This window comes from Streptomyces meridianus, from assembly GCF_023703325.1.
Lineage (GTDB): Bacteria > Actinomycetota > Actinomycetes > Streptomycetales > Streptomycetaceae > Streptomyces > Streptomyces meridianus.
Map to the genome: position 1 here is coordinate 23,723 of NZ_JAMQGM010000027.1, position 20,142 is coordinate 43,864.

Genomic DNA, 20,142 nt, shown 5'->3' on the forward strand with positions numbered 1-20,142 from the left:
CGGGCGACCGGTCACGCGCGACGGCCGGTTCCGCAGGGGCACCGGCCGTCGCGTCACCGCCGGACGGCTAACGGCCGCGGTAGAGCAGGTGCTCCGCCCGCAGCCGCCGGAAGGCCGAGAGGTCCTCCTGCCAGGCGCCGACCACTTCGTCGGTCCCCGCCCCGGCGTCGATCATGGTGCGTACCTTCGACGAACCGGTCAGCTTGTCGATCCAGTTGTCCGACCGCCACGCCCAGCCGCTCCACACCCGCTTCGAGGTGATCAGCAGCGCGATGCCGGTGCGCACCGGGTCGAATGCCTCCCGGTCGTGGACGTGCAGTTGGACGCCGCCGACGGTCTTGCCCTGGAACTTGGAGAACGTGGGCGTGAAGTACGCCTCCCGGAACCGCACGCCGGGCAGTTCCTGGGCGTTGGCGGCCTCCGCCCATGCGGCGTCGATGCCCTCGGCACCCAGCAGCTCGAACGGCCGCGTGGTGCCCCGGCCCTCGGAGAGGTTGGTGCCCTCGAACAGACAGGTGCCGGGGTAGACGAGGGCCGTCTCCGGTGTCGGCATGTTGGGGCTCGGCGGCACCCAGGGCAGCCCGGTGGTGTCGAAGAAGTCCCCCCGTCGCCAGCCGGACATCCGCACGGTCTCCAGATCCACCGCCTTGCCCGCCGCCCGCGGCACGAACTCGGCGTTGAACAGGGACGCCAGCTCGGCCACCGTCATCCCGTGGGCCTGCGCGATGGGTTCGCGGCCGACAAAGGTGGCGTAGGCCTTGTCCAGCACCGGTCCGGAAGCGTCGCGCCCGGTGATCGGGTTCGGGCGGTCGAGCACCACGAATCGCTTGCCCGCCAGGGCCGCGGCGACCATGCAGTCGAACATGGTCCAGATGTAGGTGTAGAACCGCGCACCCGCGTCCTGGATGTCGAAGACGACGGTGTCCACGCCGGACTCGGTGAAGATGTCCGCGAGCGCCTGGCCGCTCTTGAGGTAGGTGTCGAAGACGGGGAGCCCGGTCGCCGGGTCGTCGTACTTGCCCTCGGAGCCCCCGGCCTGGGCCGTGCCGCGGAAACCGTGCTCGGGGCCGAACACGGCGACCAGGTTCACCCGGTCGTCGGCATGCATCACGTCCACGATGTGCCGCACATCGGCGGTGATCCCCGTCGGGTTGGTGACGACGCCCACCCGCCGGCCGTCCAGCAGCCGGTAGCCGTCGGCCGTCAGCCGGTCGAAACCGGTACGGACCCGGGGCCGCCCCCGTTCCGCGGCCTCGGCGGCCGGCGCGCCGGCGGCGGTGGTGGCCGCGGCGGCGCCGACGGCACCGGTGACGGCCAGCAGGCTTCTTCGGGACAGGCTCATGCGACGACCTCCGGGATCGGGAAGCGGCCCCGGAGGTGGCGGGCCTCCCCCGAGGACTGTGTGCCCGCACGCTAACGCCCGTTCGGGTCAGGGGGAATGACTGCGGTGCAGGAGCCTGGCGGACCTCTTCCACAACGACATACCGACTGGTTAGTCTGCCCGGAGGCCGTCGAGACGAAGGAGACCGGGCGTGGATGCGGAACGGGACACGGCGAACCGGCACCCGAGCGGGCCCGGTCCGGAGGAACGGGTCCGGACGGTGGTCGTCACCGGGGCGGGACGCGGCATCGGCGCGGCCCTGGCCCGCAGGTTCGCCGCCGTGGGCGACCGGGTCGTGGTCAACGACATCGACGCTGGCAAGGCGCAGGCCGTCGCCGCCGAGATCGGCGGCATCGCCCTGCCCGGGGACGCGTCCGGCGTCGTGCCCGCTGCCCGGGAGGCACTCGGCGGACGCATCGACGTCTACTGCGCCAACGCCGGCATCGCGCCCTACGGCGGCCCCGAGGCCGACGAGCAGGTCTGGGCGGATGCCTGGGACGTCAACGTCATGGCCCATGTGCGGGCGGCACGGGACCTGTTGCCGGAGTGGCTGGAACGCGGCAGCGGCCGCTTCGTCGCCACCGTCTCGGCTGCCGGCCTGCTGACGATGGTGGGCTCCGCGCCGTACAGCGTGACCAAGCACGGTGCGCTGGCGTTCGCCGAGTGGCTCTCGGCCACCTACCGGCACCGCGGGGTCGCCGTGCACGCCGTCTGCCCGCAGGGCGTGCGCACGGACATGCTCACCGCCGCGGGCCCCGCCGCGGACATCGTGCTCCGGGACACCTCCATCGAGCCCGAACAGGTCGCCGACGCCGTGATGGAGGCGATCGCCGAGGAGCGCTTCCTCGTGCTGCCGCACCCCGAGGTCGCCGGCTACTACGCGGCACGGGCCACCACTCCGGACCGGTGGCTCGACGGGATGAACCGCGTTCAGCAGAAGCTGGAGGAGACGGCCCGATGAGCTGCCCGCCCGACGACTCCCGCTATGCCGCCCGGCCCTGGCTCGCGCAGCTGAACGAGGTCCAGCGGGCTCCCATCACCCCGCCGCCGACGGTGCTCCACGCCTTCCGGGACGCGGTGCAGCGGGTGCCGGACCGCACTGCTCTCGCCTACTTCGACGGGCGGCTGTCCTACCGGGAGGCCGACCGGCTCTCCGACGGCGTGGCCGGCCACCTCGCGGTTCGCGGCTTCGCGCGCGGTGACCGGCTCGCCGTCGTGCTGCAGAACACCCCGCAGTTCGTCGTCGCCGTACTGGGGGCCTGGAAGGCCGGGGGCACCGTCGTCCCCGTGAACCCGATGTACAAGGAACGCGAGGTCGCACACGTCCTCGCGGACGCCGAGGTGACCGCGCTGGTCTGCGCCGACCACGCCTGGGAGACGTTCCTCCGCCCGACGGCGGCCGCCTCCCCGGTCGGGATCGTCGTGACCACGAGCGAGCACGACCTCCAGACCCGTGGCGACGAACGGGTCCTGCGCGGGCCCCGCCTGCCGCGGCCCGACGACACCGACGACCTCCTCGACGTCGCACGAAGGGGCACCGAGCCCCCGGCCGATCGTGAACTCGGCCCGGAGGACGTGGCCTTGATCAGCTACACCTCGGGCACCAGCGGCGCCCCCAAGGGCGCCGTGAACACCCACGGCAACATCGCCTACAACGCCGAACGCCAGCGCACCGGGCTCGCCCTGCCCGACGGCAGCACCCTCTTCGCGCTCGCCCCGCTGTTCCACATCACCGGAATGGTGTGCGAACTGTCCGCCTGCATCGCGGGCGGAGGCACCCTCGCCCTCGCGTACCGCTTCGACGCCGGAACGGTCCTGGACGCCTTCCGTGAGCACCGCCCCGCCTACACCGTCGGCCCCTCCACCGCCTTCATGGCGCTGATGGCCCACCCCGAGGTCACCCGGGACCACTTCACGTCGTTCCGGACCATCTCCTCCGGAGGAGCCCCGCTACCACCCGCGCTGGTAGAGAAGTTCCGCAGCCGGTTCGGCCCGTACATCCACAACGGCTACGGCCTCACCGAGTGCACCGCGCCCTGCGCGAGCGTGCCGCCGGGCCGGCAGGCGCCCGTCGACCCGGCCTCCGGCGCCCTGTCGGTCGGCCTGCCGGGAGCCGACACGATCGTGCGGATCGTCGACGCCGACGGCGCGGAAGTGCCCTTCGGCGAACACGGTGAGATAGCGGTGCGCGGCCCGATGGTGGTCCCCGGCTACTGGCGGCGCCCCGAGGACAGTGCCGCGGCCATTCCGGAGGGCGAACTGCGCACCGGTGACATCGGCTTCATGGACGAGGACGGCTGGCTCTACGTCGTCGACCGCAAGAAGGACATGATCAACGCGTCCGGTTTCAAGGTGTGGCCGCGAGAGGTCGAGGACGTGCTGTACGGCCACCCGGCGGTCCGGGAGGCGGCGGTGGTGGGCGTGCCGGACACCTACCGCGGCGAGTCGGTCAAGGCGTACGTCAGCCTCCGCCCCGATGCCGGAGCCACCCCCGCCGAACTGGTCGCCCACTGCAGGGAGCAACTCGCCGCATACAAGTATCCGCGCGAAGTGGAGATCCTCCCCGAACTGCCCAAGACCACGAGTGGGAAGATCCTCCGACGGGAGCTGCGCAGCCGCGCGTAGCATCGGCACCGGACAGAAGGGGCAGGTGGCGGGGAAGATGGCCAGAACGACGCAGGGCGGCGAACCGCCCGTGCCGCAGCGGCTGCTGGCCGCGGCCACCCGGCTGTTCGCCGAACGGGGCTTCGACCGGACGTCCGTCCAGGAAATCGTCGAGGCAGCGGGCGTCACCAAGGGCGCGCTCTACCACTACTTCGGTTCCAAGGACGACCTGCTGCACGAGGTGTACGGCCGGCTGCTGCGCCTCCAGCAGGAGCGGCTCGACACCTTTGCCTCCCAGGACGCGCCGGTGGACGAGCGCCTGCGTGCCGCCGCGGCCGACGTGGTGGTGACCACCATCGAGCACCTCGACGACGCGAAGATCTTCTTCCGTTCGATGCACCAGCTGAGCCCCGAGAAGAACAAGCAGGTCCGGGCCGAACGGCGCCGCTACCACGAGCAGTTCCGGTCGCTGATCGAGGAGGGGCAGCGCAGCGGGGTCTTCAGCTCCGCCACTCCGGCGGACCTGGTGGTGGACTACCACTTCGGATCGGTCCACCACCTGTCCAGCTGGTACAACCCGGAGGGCCCGCTGTCGCCGCAGCAGGTCGCCGACCACCTCGCCGACCTGCTGCTGCGCGCCCTGCGGCCGTAGGAGGGCGCGCACGCTGCGGTCCCGCCCCGATGCGCCTCGTCAGCCCTTGGTGTCGATGTCGTGGGCCTTTCCGGTCCCGGACCGGCCCAGATGACGGCAGGCGGAGGGGTAGGTGTCGCAGTAGCTCTTGAACTGCGGTGTGGAGGTCGCCGAGAGCATGGCGTGCACGACGGCCCGTGACAGGGCGTTCGCCGCAGCCGCGTCGATGTCGTTGAGCGCCGCCAGGTCGTCGAAGTTGTTGTTGCCCAGTTTCGGGCCTGTTCCGGTGGCCACGGCGAAGACCGTGTCGCCGTCCCCGTACGTGTTCGAGGGATTGATCGCCCTGGCCAGGCCGCCGGTGGCGACCTCGGCCATCCTGGTCGCCGCGCCGTTCTCCATGCTCGCGCTGGTGGCGACGATGGCGATCGTGGTACTGCGGCCCCTGTCGGGTCCGGGGCGGTCCTTGCACTCCGCACGCGAGGGCGTTCGCAGTCCGGCGAACTCCCCGCCGATGCCCAAGTGGGCTCCCAGCAGGGAGCAGTTCTTGGGATTCACCGGTGAACCGGCTGCATTGACCACGACCAGAGCGCCGACCACGGTGCCGTCGTCCAGCCGGACGCTGGCCGTGCCCACGCCGCCCTTCAGCTCCGCGTCGCCCCGCCCGGCCAGGGCTCCCGTGCCGGCGCCGACGGTGCCCTGGCGCACCGGCCCGTCCGTGGCCTCGGCGACCGCCCGGTAGCCCCACGAAGCCGTGGGGCGGGCCCGTTCGTCGCCTCCGTTGCCGAGATCGTAGATCCCCGCCCCGGGGACGATCGGCACCCCCTCCACCCCGTGGTCCTCCAGCCAGCGCATCACGCCGGTGGCGACGTCCATGCCCCAGGAACTGCCCCCGGTGAGGACCACGGCGTCGACCCCGGGGTTGTACCTCGTGGGGCTGAGGATGTCGGTCATCCAGGTGCCGGGTGCGCCACCGCTCACGTCGACCCCCGCGACCGGTGCGTCCGGGGTGCGGATCACGGTGGACCCGGTGAGGTAGGGAAAGCGGGTCGACTGGACCTGGCCCACCTGGATTCCGGGGACGTCGGTGATGGCGTTGTACGGCCCCGGCAACCCGGCACCCGATGTGGCCGCCACGGGAGGGGCTGCGGAGCCGAGCGCGAGTGAGCCGGCCACGGCGCAGGCCGCGGCGGCAGCGAGAAGGGAGTTGAGTGACATGAGGCCTCTTTCCGTACGACTGTGTGCCGCTCTGCGGAGCACCGTCGTCGGGCGCCGCCGAGTCCGGAAGGTACCGGCGGCCGAAGGCCGTCACACGGAACAGGGCAGGTGTCTCGGCCGATCGGAGCAGTGGGCCGGGGCCGGATGAGCCGGCCGGCGGCACCGCGCGTGACGGTGCCGCCGGCTCGGGGCTCGGCGCAGGAGAGACGGGAGCTCAGAGGTGGCGCTTCAACTCACGGCGGGCCAGCGATCGCAGGTGCACCTCGTCCGGCCCGTCGGCCAGTTTCAGGGTGCGCGCGGCGGCCCACAGTTCGGCGAGGGGGAAGTCCTGGCTGACGCCGCCGGCGCCGTGCAGTTGCACCGCCCGGTCCAGGATGTCCACGACCGTGCGCGGCGTCGCGATCTTGATGGCCTGGATCTCGGTGTGCGCCCCGCGGTTGCCGACGGTGTCCATCAGCCAGGCCGTCTTCAGCACGAGCAGCCGGAGCTGCTCGACCGCGACCCGCGCGTCCCCGATCCACTGCTGCACGACGCCCTGCTGGGCCAGCGGCTTGCCGAACGCGGTACGGGAGACGGCCCGGCGGCACATCAGCTCGATCGCCCGCTCCGCCATGCCGATCAGGCGCATGCAGTGGTGGATCCGGCCGGGGCCGAGCCGGGCCTGCGCGATGGCGAAGCCGCCGCCCTCCTCGCCGACCAGGTTCGCCGCAGGAACGCGCACGCCGTCGAACACGACCTCGGCGTGACCGCCGTGGTAGTGGTCCTCGTAGCCGTAGACGGTCATGGCCCGCCGGACCTCGAGGCCGGGCGTGTCCCGGGGGACCAGGACCATCGACTGCTGGCGACGCGGGTCCTGGCCGTCCGGGTCCGTCTTGCCCATCACGATGAGGATCCGGCACTGCGGGTTCATCGCCCCCGAGATGAACCACTTGCGTCCGGTGATGACGTAGTCGTCGCCGTCCCGCTCGATTCGCGTCTCGATGTTCGTGGCGTCCGAGGACGCGACGTCGGGCTCCGTCATCGCGAACGCGGAGCGGATCTCCCCGGCGAGCAGCGGCTCCAGCCACTGCCCCCGCTGCCGCTCGTCGCCGAACTGGGCCAGGAGCTCCATGTTCCCGGTGTCGGGGGCGGCGCAGTTGAGCGCGGTCGGGGCGAGCTGCGGGCTGCGTCCGGTGATCTCGGCGAGCGGCGCGTACTGCAGATTGGTCAGCCCGGCGCCGTACCCGGCGTCCGGGAGGAAGAGGTTCCACAGGCCCTGCCGGCGCGCCTCCGCCTTGAGCTCCTCCACCACCGGCGGCGTGTCCCAGGGCGAGTCGAGACGTGCGCGCTGCTCCGCGGCGGCCGCCTCGGCCGGGTACACGTGCTCGTCCATGAAGGCGAGGAGTTTGTCCTGCAGTTCCGCGGTGCGGGCGTCGAACGCGAAGTCCATGGAGGTTCAGCCTTCCTGAAGGGTGGTGAGGCCGTTGCGGATGAAGCCCGGCACGAGGCCCCCGATCCGGTCGAAGCCCGCGCCGACGGTCTGTCCCCGGGTGTAGCGGTAGTGGATGCCCTCGAGGATGACCGCGAGCTTGAAATAGGCGAAGGCGGTGTACCAGGCGATGCCCGAGACGTCCCGGCCGGAGCCGGCGGCGTAGCGTTCGATCAGCTCGGCCGGCCGGGGGTGTCCCGGCGCGCCGCTCGTGGTGCTGACGGGCGATCCGGGCGTGTCCTGCTGCTCGCTGTACATCACCAGGAGGCCGAGGTCGGTGAGCGGGTCGCCCAGCGTCGACATCTCCCAGTCCAGGACGGCGTTGATCCGGTCGTCGGCGCCGACCAGTACGTTGTCGAGCCGGTAGTCGCCGTGGACGACCGCCGGTGCGGGGGAGCCCGGCAGTGCCGCGCCCAGCGCCCGGTGCAGTTCGTCGATGCCGGGCAGGTCGCGATTGCGGGATGCCTCCAACTGCTTTCCCCAACGCCGCAGTTGGCGCTCGAGGAAACCCTCGGGGCGGCCGAAGTCGCCGAGGCCTGCCGACTCCGGGTCCACGGAGTGCAGTGAGACCAGGGTGTCCACGAGCGCCAGCACCACGCCGCGGGTGCGCTCCGGACCGAGGACGGCCAGTTCTCCGCTCCTGCGGTACGGCGTGCCCGCCACGAATTCCATGACGTAGAACGGGGACCCGAGCACCGCGTCGTCCTCGCACAGCAGCACGGTGCGCGGGACCGGGACGGCCGTCGGGTGCAGCGCGCTGATCACCCGGTGCTCCCGGGACATGTCGTGCGCCGTCGCCAGAACGTGGCCGAGCGGCGGTCTGCGCACCACCCAGCGGGAGGAACCGTCGCCGATCCGGTAGGTCAGGTTTGACCGGCCGCCCTCGATCAGTTCGCCGTCCAGCGGTCCGGCGACGAGGCCGGGGCGCTCCCGGTCCAGATGGGTCCGGAGCCGCTCGAGATCGAGGCCGGGGGGATGGGAGTTGGCCATGGGCGGGTGCTCCTCGGAGGGTGGGAACGACAGGGACGCGGATCACGTGAACTCATCATGCCGACCAGTCGGTATGGCGTCCAGTGCCCGAGGGCGAGCAGGATGCGGGGTCCGCCGGCCGGCCGGCCGGAGCGGAGCCCGGCCCGTGTCGCCGTGCCCCGGCGGACCGGTCGGTTCAGGGCAGCGTCACCGCGCCGAGCACGGCGAGCGCCACGGTGCAGGCGGTGACGAGCAGGGCGGTCGCCGGCACCAGATCCGCGGGACGGGCTGAACCGAGCTGGTGCATCCGCCGCTGAGCCGTCGCCAGGAACACCAGCAGCAGCCCGACCGAAAGGGCCACGCCCAGCAACGCCGCCGGGGCCGCCCCCCGGCGCGCCGCCTCCCGCGCCGCGAGCACGACGACCACCGCGGCGGACAGGGTGGTGCGCCGCCATGCCAGGCGGGTCCGCTCCGGCTGCAGCCCAGGGTCCTGCACCGGGGGCACGCTCTACCTCCCCCAGCCGAGCGCCACGGCGAGCACCATCACCGCGGCGACCGCGCCGAGCCCGAGGGCCAGCAGAGCCGGGAACCGGCTCGCCGGGAGGTCCTCGCCGCGTCGCATGGCGCGCTCGCACTGCTGCCAGTGGTTGACCGCCCGCACCGCGCACAGCGCGCCGCCGGTCAGCAGCGCCAGGGCGATCGAGGTGCGGAGCACGTAGTGCAGGTCGGGCAGGAACTGGGACACCGCGAAACCGCCGCCCACCAGGGCCAGCGCCGTGCGCAGCCAGGCCAGGAAGGTGCGCTCGTTGGCCAGCGAGAACCGGTAGTCCGGAGTCTCGCCCTCGTTGCGGATACGCTCGGGGAACAGCCAGCGGCGGAGGCTGTCGGCCGCCGTCCTGAACCCGCGTACGGCAGCCTGCGCGGGAGTGATCATGCCGGGCAGCCTACTGCGGCGGGTACGGGTGTCCGGCGGCCCGGTGGTGCGCTTCGAGACCTTCCGGCACCCACTCCCACTCGTCCAGCCGCCGCTCGAGTTCCTCGTCGGTCAGGAACGCGTGCCACGCCACCTCTTCGGGCTGCGGCGCGACCGGCTGATCGCAGCGCACCTCGTACACCCGCAGCCACCACAGGTGTTCCGGTGATTCGTACCGGAAGGTGAACAGCGGGGTGGGGGCGGGAACCGCGTCGTAGGACTCGCCTGCGCCCACCACGCCGCCGACGAACATGTCGTAGCGGGACGGGAACAGCAGCTTGGCGGCCGTCCGGCGGTGCACGAACTGTCGTCCCTGCCCGTCCCGGACCCGGACGGCCACCGCCCGGTGGCACAGTCTCCGGACGGTGGCCTCGCCGCGCGGCGCGTGCCCCACGACGCAGTCCTCGTCGTCGACGATGTCCAGGAGTTCGTCCGCATCGCGGTGTGCCGGGCCGTCCACGCGGCCACTCAACCAGTGCTGCCCGGGGTGCCGTCCCGCCCGCCGCGGACGTGCCCGTCCGGCGCAGAGCGCGGACGACTTGTGAACGGTCCGCAGGTGTGCTGGGTGCGCGCGGCTCCGACCTTGACGCGGGACCGTGACTGACGCTTTGCTGTGCGTGATCATCGCCGCCGGTTTTGTGGCCGGTGTGCGGGCGGGCCCGGCATGTCGGGATCCGTACGCGGGACACTCACGAGGGGGCCTGGAAGTGACGTGCACGGCCGGGGAAGCGCACGGATGAGTCCGCTGCCACGGGTGAGACGCCGTTCGGGAGCCAGGGGCGGCTTGGTCTGGGATCCGGCCATGGGCGACAGCGCTCTGGCGGCTGTCCGCACCGCACTCGGGCAGGGGCGCTGGATCGAGGCCCGCGCCCTGCTCACGGAGACGGGCGACGACTGGGATCTGCGCGGCCATCGGATGCTGGTACTGGCCGAGTGCTCCACGAGCGCCGCCTGGGCCCGGGAATGGCAGCTGGCGGAACCCGAGAGCGCGGATGCGGCGGGCCTGTTGGGCTGCGCGATGGTGTTCCGCGCGCTGTGCGGCCGGGAGCGGACCGAGGCGGCACGTGAGGCCTGCCACGCCGCGGCGCGCATGGCCCCGCCGGATCCGACGCCCTGGCTCGCGCTCCTGATCCTCGCCCGCCGGACCGGGACCGACGAGGAGCGCATGCGGATCTTCGACCAGGTCCGGGGCCGGCATCGCGACCACCACCACGCGCACCACCTGATGACGGCCTGTCTCGCGGAGCGAATGCGCGGACCGGACAATGATCCGTTCCACGAGGTGTACGAGTTCGCCACCTGGGTCGCCGGACAGGCCCCGGCGGGCTCGCCGTTGTGTGCCCTGCCCGTGATCGCCCACGCCGAGCGCTACCGGGTGCTCGCCGCCGCCGGTGTCGAACCGGGCGACCCGGCCGATTCCGGGCACTGGAAGGGCCGCCGGGCCCGGCAGGTCATGAAGTCGGCCTTCGACTGGTGGCCGGAGAGCAGTGCGAGACGGCATCCGCGGCGTCTCGTGGACCTCAACTTCCTTGCGCACGCCACGTTCTACGCGGGTAGCCGGATCGAGGCCACCGCGCTCTTCGACCGGATCGGCCCGCATGTGACCCGGGCGCCGTGGTCGTACCCCGACCGCGATCCGTACCAGGCCTTCCGGGCGGCACACCGCACCGCGCTCGGATCGGCGTGACCCATCGGCGTGACATCCCCATCGGCAGCACATTCCATCGGAAGGACTCGGCAGCGATGCTGACGGAGCGTACGAGCGACATCTCCACCTACAAGGGCCAGGAACGGGCGCTGCGCGCGGACCGCATCGGCACGGCCGGCCTGCTGCTGTCCGTCCTGGCGGCGAGCGCGCCGCTCATGGTGGTCGCGGGTGTCATGCCCACCACATACCAGGTCATGGACATCGTGGGCCAGCCCCTGCTCTTCGTCGTCCTCGGCGTCATCATGGCCCTGTTCAGCGTGGGATATGCCGAGATGAGCCGGCACGTCCACAACGCGGGCGCCTTCTACGCCTACATAGCCCGCGGACTCGGCGGGACGGCCGGTGCCGGCGCCTCGTTCGTGGCCCTCGTGGCCTACAGCGCCATGCAGACCGGCATCTACGGCATCTTCGGCTTCGAGGTCGCAGGGCTCCTGGCCCAGCACGCCGGACTGACGGTCGCCTGGTGGATCCCGGCACTGTTCGCCCTGCTGGTCACCGGAGTGCTCGGCGCCCTCAAGATCGATCTCAATGCCAAGGTGCTCGGCGCCGTCCTCCTCGTCGAATGCGCGCTGATCCTCGTCTTCGACTACTCCTTCGCCGCCGACCCCGGTGCCGAAGGGGTCTCCCTGCACGCCTTCGACCCCGCGACGCTCGCCGGCGCCGGGCTCGGCACCGCGCTCTGCTTCACCGCCGCCTCCTTCGTCGGCTTCGAGCAGGCCCCCGTCTACGCCGAGGAGACCAGCCGGCCGCAGACCGTCGTCGCCCGCGTCATGTACCTCGCAGTCGGCATCGTCGCCGTCTTCTTCGCCCTGAGCTCGTGGCTCATCGGCGTCGCCTCGGGGCCGTCCCAGGTCCTCGCCGAGGCCGACAAGCAAGGGCCCGGCCTGATCTTCTTCCTCAGCGAGGCCCGGCTCGGGTCCGTCTTCGCCGACCTGCTCCACCTCTTCTTCGTCACCGGCATGTTCGCGTCCATGCTCAGCTTCCACAACGTCGTCGCCCGCTACGCCTTCGCCATGGGCCGCGAGGGACTGCTGCCCTCCGCCGTCGGCAGGACCGCCAGGTCCAGCGGTGCCCCCGCCGTCGGCTCGCTGCTCCAGAGCGTGGTGGCGCTGGTCGTCGTCGCGGCCTTCGCCGTCACCGACGACAAGCCCGTCGGCGACCCGACCGCGCCCGTACTCCGCCTGTTCGCCTGGCTCGGGAACGTCGGGGCGCTCGGGATCATCCTCCTCATGGCGACCGCGTCCGCCGCCGTCATCGCCTTCTTCTCCCGCAGGGGCGCCGCCGCAGCCCAGGCACCCCGGTTGGCCTGCGCCGCGCTGGCCGGAGCCGCGCTCGTCGTGATCCTGGTCTACGCAGTGAAGGACTTCGACGTCCTCGTCGGTGCCTCCGAGGAATCGCTCCTCAGCCTGCTGCTGCCCGGCACCATCGCGCTCGCCGCCCTCGTGGGCCTCGTCCACGGTGCGGTGCTGCGCCGCCGCAGGCCGCAGACCCATGCCCGCATCGGACTGGGCAACGAGGCGTTCCGGCTCGAGCAGGCCGCGGCCTCCCGGAACGCCGAGGGGGACCGGACGTGACGCGCCCTCACCCGGACGGCACCGCACCCACGCCGCCCCATCCCCTCGACCCGCTGAGCGCCGACGAGATCGGCACTGCCAGAGAGGTCCTCGACCGGGCCGGCCGGATCAGCACGACCACGCGGTTCCCGCTGGTGCTGCTGGACGAGCCCGACCGGCACACCGTCGCCTCGCACCGGCCGGGCGACCCGGTGGCCCGCCGGCTCCGCGTGACCATGCTCGACACCGCCACCGGAACCGGATCGGAGGCCCTCGTCGACGTCACCGCCGGGCTGCTGCTCTCCCACCGCGAGTTGGACCCCGCGCACGACGGCCGGCCGCCCGTCCTGTTCGAGGAGTACGAGACCTGCGACGCGATCGTCAAGGCGGACCCGGGCTGGCGCAAGGCCATGGCCGAACGCGGCATCACGGACACCGCCCTGGCCGTCGCCGCCCCCCTCGCGGCCGGCAACTTCGGCATCGAGGACGAGAGCGGACGCCGCATGCTCCGCTCCCTGACCTTCCTGCGCTGCGACGAGAGCGACAACCCGTTCGCCCACCCCGTCGCCGGACTCGTCGCCGACGTCGACCTCACCGAACACCGCGTCGTCCGCCTCGTCGACACCGGTGCGGTACCCGTGCCGGCCGAATGCGGCCGCTACGAGGCGGAGTTCACCGGGCCGCCGCGCACCGGGCTGCGGCCCCTGGAGATCACCCAGCCCGAGGGCCCGTCGTTCCGGCTCGACGGCTCCCTGCTCACCTGGCAGAACTGGTCGTTCCGGATCGACTTCAACTCGCGCGAGGGGCTCGTCCTCCACAGCGTCACCCACCGCGACGGTGACCGCGAACGCCCCGTGCTCGACCGGGTGTCCCTGGCCGAGATGGCCGTCCCCTACGCCGAACCGGACCCGGCCCGCAACTGGGTCTGCTACCTGGACGTGGGGGAGTACGCCCTCGGCCGGAACGCCAACGCGCTGCGCCTGGGCTGCGACTGCCTCGGGGAGATCCGCTACCTCGACGCCGTCGTACCGGACGACCACGGCAGGCCCGTGACACTCCCCGACGCGATCTGCATCCACGAGGAGGACGACGGGCTGCTGTGGAAGCACAGCAACATGTTCGACGGATTCTCCGCGGAGAGCCGCCGCTCGCGCCGTCTCGTCGTCTCGTGGATTGCGACCCTCGGAAACTACGACTACGCCTTCTACTGGTATTTCCACCAGGACGGCGCCATCCGCTTCGAGGCCAAGGCGACCGGCCTGCTCCAGACCACAGCCGCAACACCTGGGGACGGCTCCGCGCACGCCACCGAGGTCGCCCCCGGTCTGCTCGCCCCGTTCCACCAGCATCTGTTCTGCGTCCGCCTCGACCCCGCCGTGGACGGCCCGGCCAACACTGTCGAGGAGATCGACGTGGTTCCTCTGCCGCCGGGCCCGGACAACCCCAACGGGAACGCCTTCACCACCCGCACCACCGCGCTGACCGACAGCGCCGACGGCGGACGGACCGCCGACACGCACCGCGGACGCCGCTGGCGCGTCACCAACCCCGGCTCCCGCAACCGCATGGGCGAGCCGGTCTCGTACACCCTCGTCCCCAGCCCCGGCCCGCTGCTCCAGGCCCGTGCGGGCTCGTCCGTCGCCCGGCGCGCCGGCTACGCCACGAAGCACCTGTGGGTGACCCGCCGCCGACCGGAACGCCGATACCCCGACGGCGACTATCCCAACCAGCACCCCGGGGGCGCCGGCGTGCCGGAATGGACCGCACCGGGGGAGTCACTGGAGCGGACCGAACTGACGCTCTGGCACACCTTCGGACCCACCCACCTGCCCCGGCTCGAGGAGTGGCCGGTGATGCCCGTGGACGTCAGCGGCTTCGCCCTCGTGCCCACCGGGTTCTTCGACCGCAACCCGGCGCTCGACCTGCCCCGGGAGTCCGGAGGCCACTGCCACGCCTGACCCCCGGGGCGGTGCCGGGAGCGCTCAGCCGGACCAGGACCAGCCGGAGACCTCCGGCAGGTCCTCGCCGTGCTCCCGGATCCACCGGTGGTGCCGGGTCCGCACGTCCGCCATGGCCTGGCGCAGCGACACGGCCCGCACCCCGAGCCCGGGCACCCGATCGATGACGTCCATCACCAGCCGGTAGCGGTCCAGGTCGTTGCGCACCACCATGTCGAACGGGGTCGTCGTCGTGCCCGACTCCTTGTAGCCGCGCACGTGAAGATTGCCGTGCCCCGCCCGCCGGTAGCACAGCCGGTGGATCAGCCACGGGTAGCCGTGGTAGGCGAAGACCACCGGCCGGTCCCGTGTGAACAACCCGTCGAACTCCGCGTCCGGCATCCCGTGAGGGTGCTCCTCGCGCGGCATCAGGCGGGTCAGGTCGACGACGTTGACCACCCGCACCGCGAGGTCCGGCAGATGGCGCCGGAGCAGGTCCGCCGCCGCCATGACCTCTTGCGTCGGCACGTCGCCCGCGCACGCGAGGACCACATCGGGCTCGCGGCCACGGCTCTCGGTGCCCGCCCAGTCCCAGGTACCCGCGCCGCGTGCGCAGTGCTCCCGTGCCTGTTCGAGACCCAGCCAGTCGAAGGTGGGCTGCTTGCCGGCCACCACGACGTTCACGTAGTCGCGGCTGCGCAGTACGTGATCGGCCACCGACAGCAGGGTGTTGGCATCCGGCGGCAGATAGACCCTGACGACCTCCGGGCTCTTGTTCAGGACGTGGTCGACGAATCCCGGGTCCTGGTGCGAGAAGCCGTTGTGGTCCTGTCGCCAGACGTGCGACGTCAGCAGGTAGTTGAGGGAGGCGATCGGCATCCGCCACGGCAGGGCCCGCGACGACCGCAGCCATTTGATGTGCTGGTTGACCATCGAGTCGACGATGTGGACGAACGCCTCGTAGCTCGAGAACAGCCCGTGCCGTCCGGTCAGCAGATAGCCCTCCAGCCAGCCCTGGCACAGGTGCTCGGACAGCACCTCCATGACCCGGCCGTCCCGGGCCAGATGCTCGTCCCCCGGCAGCTCTTCCGCCTCCCAGGTCTTGCCGGTCGCCTCGTACAGTGATTGGAGCCGGTTGGAGGCGGTCTCGTCCGGCCCCACCACCCGGAAGTTGCGCACCGGCGCGGTGTCCGTCATGACCCGGGAGAGCATGCCGCCGAGCACGGCCGTCGGCTCGTGGCTCGTGGTGCCGGGGGCGTCGACCGGCACGGCGAAGTCCTCCGGGCCCGGCAGCGGCAGGTCCCGCAGCAGCCGCCCGCCGTTGGCGTGCGGGTTGCTCCCCAGGCGCCGGTCGCCCTCCGGGACGCAGGCCAGGACCTGCGGCCGGGGGCGTCCCTCGTCGTCGAACAACTCCTCGGGCCGGTACGAGCGCAGCCACTCCTCGAGTTGCCGCAGCCGCTCCGGGTCCTCCCGCACGCCGGTCAGCGGCACCTGGTGCGAGCGCCAGGTGCCCTCCACCGCCAGTCCGCCGACCTCGTGCGGGCCGGTCCATCCCTTGGGCGTGCGCAACACGATCACCGGCCATCGCGGGCGGTCCGTCGCCCCTTCCGCGCGCGCCCGACGGTGGATCGCCGCGATCCGGTCCAGGGCGTCGTCCATGGCCCGCGCCAAGGCCCGGTGCACGGCGAGCGGCTCGTCGCCGGAGACGTGGACCGGCTCGTACCCGTACCCGCGCAGCAGTTCGTCCAGCTCGGACTCGGGGATCCGGGCGAGCACCGTCGGATTGGCGATCTTGTATCCGTTGAGGTGCAGGATAGGCAGCACGGCCCCGTCGTGGACCGGGTCGAGGAACTTGTCGGCGTGCCAGGACCCGGCCAGCGGCCCCGTCTCGGCCTCGCCGTCCCCGATGACGCACGCCACCAGCAGTCCGGGGTTGTCCAGCGCGGCACCGTAGGCGTGCGCGAGGGAGTACCCCAGCTCGCCGCCCTCGTGGATCGATCCCGGGGTCTCCGGGGCTACGTGGCTGGGTACGCCTCCCGGGAACGAGAACTGCCGGAACAGCCGGGCCATGCCCCGCGCGTCCCGGGTCACGTCCGGGTAGACCTCCGTATAGCTGCCGTCCAGCCACGAGCCGGCCAGTACGGCAGGTCCTCCGTGGCCGGGCCCCCAGACGCAGATCGCATCGAGGTCCCGGTTACGGATCACCCGGTTCAGGTGCGTGTACACCAGGTTGAGGCCCGGATCGGTGCCCCAGTGCCCGAGCAGGCGCGGCTTGATGTGCTCAGGTCGCAGCGACTCCGCCGGCAGCGGATTGTCCATCAGGTAGATCTGGCCCGCGGCGAGGTAGTTCGCCGCACGCCAGTGCGCGTCGAGTGCCGCGAGTTCGTTCTCGTCCGGTGCGCCCGCTCGTCCGGCCGCTGCGGCTGTCGGCTCCGTCATCGGGGTGCCTCCTCGGAAGTACGTCTTCCATGTCTCGTCTTGCACGACGGCGCGGTCGTCATGCGGGCCCGCCGCACGATCGCACCACATCCGCTGCGCCGAACCGGTCACGCATCCGCCCGAGGGTGGGGTGTGTTCATACGAACGGGGCGTCGGACGCAGCGGACCGGGCACCGCCCGGGACGAAACCGGGAAGGTGACAGGGCATCAGGCAGGCTTCGACGATCGGAGGAAGGCCCATATGGTCCCGCACCACGGCGGTACGCTCCGGCGGCGTACGGCATCGGCCCTCGTGTACACATCCCTCGCGGTCCTGCTCACCGGCTGCTTCTCGGCCGCCGACACGGCCCTGGCCCCCGACACGCGCAGAGAATCCTCCCCGGATGCGCCGGGCGATCCCTCCCCCGATGCGCCGGCGGACCCCTCCGGGCTCTGGGTGAACCCGGACACGCCCGCCGCGCGGCAGGTGCGCGACTGGCGCAGCACCGGGCGCATCGAGGACGCCGCCTCCCTGGAGCGGATCGCCGGCCGGCCGATGGCGGAGTGGATCGGCGACTCCCCGCGGGAGCGGGCCGAACGCATCACCCGGAACGCCGCCGAAGCCGGACGGACCCCCGTCCTGGTCGCCTATCACATCCCGCACCGGGACTGCGGCAACCACTCCGCCGGTGGTGCCGAAGGCGCCGCCGCCTACCGGGCGTGGGTGCGCGAACTGGCCTCGGGGATCGGCGACCGCCGGGCCGTCGTCGTCGTCGAACCGGACGCGGTGGCCCAGGTCGTGGACGGCTGTATCCCGGAGGGGCTGCGTGCGGAGCGGACGGAACTGCTCAGGGACGCGGTGTCCGTGCTGTCCGCGCTTCCGGCCGTGAAGGTCTACCTCGACGCGGGCCACTCCGGCTGGATCGACGACATCGGGCGGCTGGCGGCCGTACTCCGGAGCAGTGGTGTCGAGCAGGCCGACGGATTCGCCCTGAACGTGTCGAACTTCCAGCCCACGGAGGCGGTCGAGGAGTACGGGCTCCGCCTCTCCCGGGAACTCGGCGGTGCGCACTTCGTCATCGACACCAGCCGCAACGGCAACGGGCCGCTCGAGGAGTCCGGCGGGGAGGGCTGGTGCAATCCCCCGGGCAGGCGGCTGGGAACTCCGCCGACCACCCGTACCGGCAAGGCGAAGCTGGACGCCTATCTGTGGATCAAGCGCCCGGGCGAGTCGGACGGCCGGTGCAACGGCGGCCCCGCCGCCGGGCAGTGGTGGCCCCAGTACGCGCTGGGCCTGGTCCGCGGGGCCCCGGCCGGGCCCCGCGCCGGACAGGGCTGAACGCTCCCGGGTGCCGGCGCCGGACAGGGCGCCGGCACCGCCGGACCCGCTGTCTCAGCCGACGTGCACCCATCTGGCCTCGGACGGGGTGCCCGCCGAGTCCGTGACGAACAACATGTACCAGCCCGCGGGCACCAGCGTGGGGTCCTTGGGGACTGACAGTTCGACGGAGCCTGCGCTGCGCCGGAGTTCCAACTCGATCGACCGCTGCTCGACATCGGTCGTGTGCGTCACGGCGCTCGGCCGCATCAGCCGCGCGCCGGTGACCGGCTTGTCCGACCGCACCCGGAAGGCTGCCGTGTCCCCGCGGTGCACTTCGTCGGGGCCGTCGCTCAGGGCGGGACGCGACTTCCGGTACAGGTAGGGCGGGGTGTAGATCTCCACTCGCTGCTCGAACGTTCCGGTCTGGGTGTTGTCCGGGTCCGCGTACAGCGGGTCCGACCCGAACGTGGCCACTCGCCCGTCGGGCAGAAGCAGGGCGGACGAGTGGTAGTTGCGCCCCACGACGGGGGAGGCGGCGGGCCGGAAGGTGTTGCTGTCGGGGGAGTAGAACTGCGCCTTGTGGATGTCGCTGGCGCTCCGGCCGCGGTAGTCCGAGGAGCCGCCGGTGGTGAACACGGTGTCGTCGGGCAGCAGGACGCTGGAGAGGTAGCGGGTGCCCTGCGGGAGGTCCGGGCCGTCGGTGAAGCGTGGCGCCCTGCCCTCCCGTCGCGCGGCCTCGAGGTCGGCGATCGCGGTGCGCCGGGAGGACTTCCGCGACTCGCCGACCCCTCCGCCGCCCAGGATCATCACCTTCTGGTCCTGGGCCGGGGGGAGCAGGACGGAGGCGGAGGTCTCGGTCCGGTCGGCGTCCCGCAGGCCTTTCGCGGGCTGGAAGGTGTTCTTCTCCAGGTCCCACAGCCCGGGGCGGCGTCCCTTGTCGGAGGGTCCGTATCCGGCGTTGGAACCGGAGAAGAAGAGTTTTCCGCCCTTGGTCAGGAACAGCGCCGGGTAGGTCGGGAAGTACCGCTTGGGAGCCTTGGACCACTTGCGGGTGCGGGGGTCGAAGATCTCGTTGACGCCGTTGATGATCTGTCCCATGTCGTCCAGCCCGGAGACCGCCATGACCCGGCCGTCGGCGAGGGTGACCAGGGTCGGGTACCAGCGTCCCTTGGCCATCGGGTCGACGGCTACGTAGCGCTCGGCCGTCGGGTCGAACTCGTAGGCCACGTCGAGCCCTTGGTAGTCCTGCTTGTTCATGGTCATGTCGCCGGCCAGGCCGTACACGTTCCGGCGGGCCGCCCCGGTGAGGCCGACCACGGCGAACTGCGCCGGCGCGGAACGCGTCTGGCTGCGGCCCTTGCGGACCGCCTCGACGAAGATGCGTTTCTCACCTGCCGTGATGACGATCTTGCCCTTCTTCGTCCGCTTCTTCGCGGCGGGAACGGTGGTCGTCCGGGTGGTCCGGTACTCCTTGCCGTCGGGGGCGCGGAAGACCGTGCCGCGGGGCAGGGTGCGAGGGGCGCTCGGGGCCTCGTTCTTCACCAGCATCGGACCGGCGGCCCGTTCGACCTTGCCTTCGAGGATCTCGTAGCGCGCGGTCCCGCCCGCCACCAGCAGTTTGCCGCCCGGAAGTTGTGCGTGCCCGCCGCAGAAGAGATCGGTGGGGGTGGGGATGAGCTTGAAGGTGTCGTCCGCGGGATTCCACAGCAGCGTCTTGAAGCTGCCGGCGTCGAAGTTCGACTCCCGGTTTCCCGATCCCGCGATCAGCAGGACCTTCCCGGTGTGCAGCAGGGCCGCGTGGATGGCGTTGACGCGGAACTTCGCCGGCACCGGAAGCAGGTCCCAGTGGCCGAAGGAAGCTTTGTACCCGGGCTGTTCGATCTTGTAGGCGTGGTAGGTGCGCTGCGCGTAGCTGACGGCCGCCGGGGCATTGAGCCCGGCCAGTACGACCATCGCCGCAGCTC

General features: G+C 71.9%; 16 protein-coding genes. 7 read left to right on the top strand and 9 right to left on the bottom strand.

The annotated features are described in order from the left end of the window. Positions 1-67: 67 nt before the first annotated feature. The gene (locus M1E25_RS12770) at positions 68-1,342 is read right to left on the bottom strand and encodes an exo-beta-N-acetylmuramidase NamZ family protein (protein ID WP_251414382.1); all 1,275 of its coding nucleotides are present in this window, start codon (positions 1,340-1,342) and stop codon (positions 68-70) included. 259 nt (positions 1,343-1,601) lie between these two features. Here M1E25_RS12770 and M1E25_RS12775 point away from each other — a divergent pair, with 259 nt between their 5' ends. Genes M1E25_RS12775 through M1E25_RS12785 form a run of 3 tightly spaced genes read left to right on the top strand, consistent with a single transcriptional unit; the run spans position 1,602 to position 4,637 of the window. Continuing rightward, on the top strand, positions 1,602-2,342 hold the full coding sequence (locus tag M1E25_RS12775; protein ID WP_251414500.1) for an SDR family oxidoreductase: 741 nt from the start codon (positions 1,602-1,604) through the stop codon (positions 2,340-2,342). Beyond that, entirely contained in the window at positions 2,339-4,006 is a 1,668-nt protein-coding gene (locus tag M1E25_RS12780; protein ID WP_251414385.1) for an AMP-binding protein, read from the top strand. The genes M1E25_RS12775 and M1E25_RS12780 overlap by 4 nt, the downstream gene beginning before the upstream one ends. Positions 4,007-4,043: 37 nt before the next feature. Further along, entirely contained in the window at positions 4,044-4,637 is a 594-nt protein-coding gene (locus M1E25_RS12785) for a TetR/AcrR family transcriptional regulator (protein WP_251414388.1), read from the top strand. A 39-nt stretch (positions 4,638-4,676) separates the two neighbouring features. On the opposite strand, the gene M1E25_RS12790 is transcribed toward M1E25_RS12785, so the two are convergent. From M1E25_RS12790 to M1E25_RS12815, 6 genes are all read right to left on the bottom strand, one after another. Then, the gene (locus M1E25_RS12790; RefSeq protein ID WP_251414390.1) at positions 4,677-5,831 is read right to left on the bottom strand and encodes a P1 family peptidase; all 1,155 of its coding nucleotides are present in this window, start codon (positions 5,829-5,831) and stop codon (positions 4,677-4,679) included. A 214-nt stretch (positions 5,832-6,045) separates the two neighbouring features. After that, positions 6,046-7,260: an acyl-CoA dehydrogenase family protein gene (locus M1E25_RS12795; RefSeq protein WP_251414392.1), complete on the bottom strand. Its 1,215-nt coding sequence runs from the start codon at positions 7,258-7,260 to the stop codon at positions 6,046-6,048. Positions 7,261-7,266: 6 nt separating this feature from the next. Continuing rightward, on the bottom strand, positions 7,267-8,289 hold the full coding sequence (locus M1E25_RS12800) for a phosphotransferase family protein (protein ID WP_251414394.1): 1,023 nt from the start codon (positions 8,287-8,289) through the stop codon (positions 7,267-7,269). A 175-nt stretch (positions 8,290-8,464) separates the two neighbouring features. Then, positions 8,465-8,773: a DUF202 domain-containing protein gene (locus M1E25_RS12805; RefSeq protein ID WP_251414395.1), complete on the bottom strand. Its 309-nt coding sequence runs from the start codon at positions 8,771-8,773 to the stop codon at positions 8,465-8,467. A gap of 3 nt (positions 8,774-8,776) precedes the next feature. Next, positions 8,777-9,202, bottom strand: coding sequence for a YidH family protein (locus M1E25_RS12810; protein WP_251414396.1), 426 nt, complete (start codon positions 9,200-9,202; stop codon positions 8,777-8,779). Between the two features lie 10 nt (positions 9,203-9,212). Further along, positions 9,213-9,701, bottom strand: coding sequence for an NUDIX hydrolase (locus M1E25_RS12815; protein WP_251414397.1), 489 nt, complete (start codon positions 9,699-9,701; stop codon positions 9,213-9,215). Positions 9,702-9,977: 276 nt separating this feature from the next. On the opposite strand from M1E25_RS12815, the gene M1E25_RS12820 reads away from it, so the two are divergent. From M1E25_RS12820 to M1E25_RS12830, 3 genes are read left to right on the top strand one after another with little or no spacing between them, the layout of a single operon-like run. Beyond that, positions 9,978-10,928, top strand: coding sequence for a hypothetical protein (locus tag M1E25_RS12820; protein WP_251414399.1), 951 nt, complete (start codon positions 9,978-9,980; stop codon positions 10,926-10,928). 56 nt (positions 10,929-10,984) lie between these two features. Further along, the gene (locus tag M1E25_RS12825) at positions 10,985-12,523 is read left to right on the top strand and encodes an APC family permease (protein ID WP_251414400.1); all 1,539 of its coding nucleotides are present in this window, start codon (positions 10,985-10,987) and stop codon (positions 12,521-12,523) included. Next, positions 12,520-14,460, top strand: a complete 1,941-nt coding sequence (locus tag M1E25_RS12830) for a primary-amine oxidase (RefSeq protein WP_251414402.1) — start codon at positions 12,520-12,522, stop codon at positions 14,458-14,460. Before M1E25_RS12825 ends, M1E25_RS12830 begins: the two co-directional genes overlap by 4 nt. Before the next feature lie 24 nt (positions 14,461-14,484). On the opposite strand, the gene M1E25_RS12835 is transcribed toward M1E25_RS12830, so the two are convergent. Then, on the bottom strand, positions 14,485-16,878 hold the full coding sequence (locus M1E25_RS12835; protein WP_251414404.1) for a phosphoketolase family protein: 2,394 nt from the start codon (positions 16,876-16,878) through the stop codon (positions 14,485-14,487). A 241-nt stretch (positions 16,879-17,119) separates the two neighbouring features. Between M1E25_RS12835 and M1E25_RS12840 the strand changes: the two genes are divergently transcribed. Next, positions 17,120-18,196, top strand: coding sequence for a glycoside hydrolase family 6 protein (locus M1E25_RS12840; RefSeq protein ID WP_285830707.1), 1,077 nt, complete (start codon positions 17,120-17,122; stop codon positions 18,194-18,196). A 54-nt stretch (positions 18,197-18,250) separates the two neighbouring features. Here the strand turns inward: M1E25_RS12840 and glxA are convergent, their stop codons facing one another. Further along, complete coding sequence (gene glxA / locus M1E25_RS12845) at positions 18,251-20,131, bottom strand: radical copper oxidase GlxA (RefSeq protein WP_251414505.1); 1,881 nt, start codon at positions 20,129-20,131, stop codon at positions 18,251-18,253. Positions 20,132-20,142: the final 11 nt, after the last annotated feature.

What these genes read in the sequence shown, in the direction of transcription:
- M1E25_RS12785 (WP_251414388.1), top strand. Translation starts at nt 4,044, where the DNA reads ATGGCCAGAACGACGCAGGGCGGCGAACCGCCCGTGCCGCAGCGGCTG.
- M1E25_RS12825 (WP_251414400.1), top strand. Translation starts at nt 10,985, where the DNA reads ATGCTGACGGAGCGTACGAGCGACATCTCCACCTACAAGGGCCAGGAA.
- M1E25_RS12800 (WP_251414394.1), bottom strand. Translation starts at nt 8,289, where the DNA reads ATGGCCAACTCCCATCCCCCCGGCCTCGATCTCGAGCGGCTCCGGACC.
- M1E25_RS12840 (WP_285830707.1), top strand. Translation starts at nt 17,120, where the DNA reads ATGGTCCCGCACCACGGCGGTACGCTCCGGCGGCGTACGGCATCGGCC.
- M1E25_RS12835 (WP_251414404.1), bottom strand. Translation starts at nt 16,878, where the DNA reads ATGACGGAGCCGACAGCCGCAGCGGCCGGACGAGCGGGCGCACCGGAC.
- M1E25_RS12790 (WP_251414390.1), bottom strand. Translation starts at nt 5,831, where the DNA reads ATGTCACTCAACTCCCTTCTCGCTGCCGCCGCGGCCTGCGCCGTGGCC.
- M1E25_RS12810 (WP_251414396.1), bottom strand. Translation starts at nt 9,202, where the DNA reads ATGATCACTCCCGCGCAGGCTGCCGTACGCGGGTTCAGGACGGCGGCC.
- glxA (WP_251414505.1), bottom strand. Translation starts at nt 20,131, where the DNA reads ATGGTCGTACTGGCCGGGCTCAATGCCCCGGCGGCCGTCAGCTACGCG.
- M1E25_RS12795 (WP_251414392.1), bottom strand. Translation starts at nt 7,260, where the DNA reads ATGGACTTCGCGTTCGACGCCCGCACCGCGGAACTGCAGGACAAACTC.
- M1E25_RS12770 (WP_251414382.1), bottom strand. Translation starts at nt 1,342, where the DNA reads ATGAGCCTGTCCCGAAGAAGCCTGCTGGCCGTCACCGGTGCCGTCGGC.
- M1E25_RS12780 (WP_251414385.1), top strand. Translation starts at nt 2,339, where the DNA reads ATGAGCTGCCCGCCCGACGACTCCCGCTATGCCGCCCGGCCCTGGCTC.
- M1E25_RS12820 (WP_251414399.1), top strand. Translation starts at nt 9,978, where the DNA reads ATGAGTCCGCTGCCACGGGTGAGACGCCGTTCGGGAGCCAGGGGCGGC.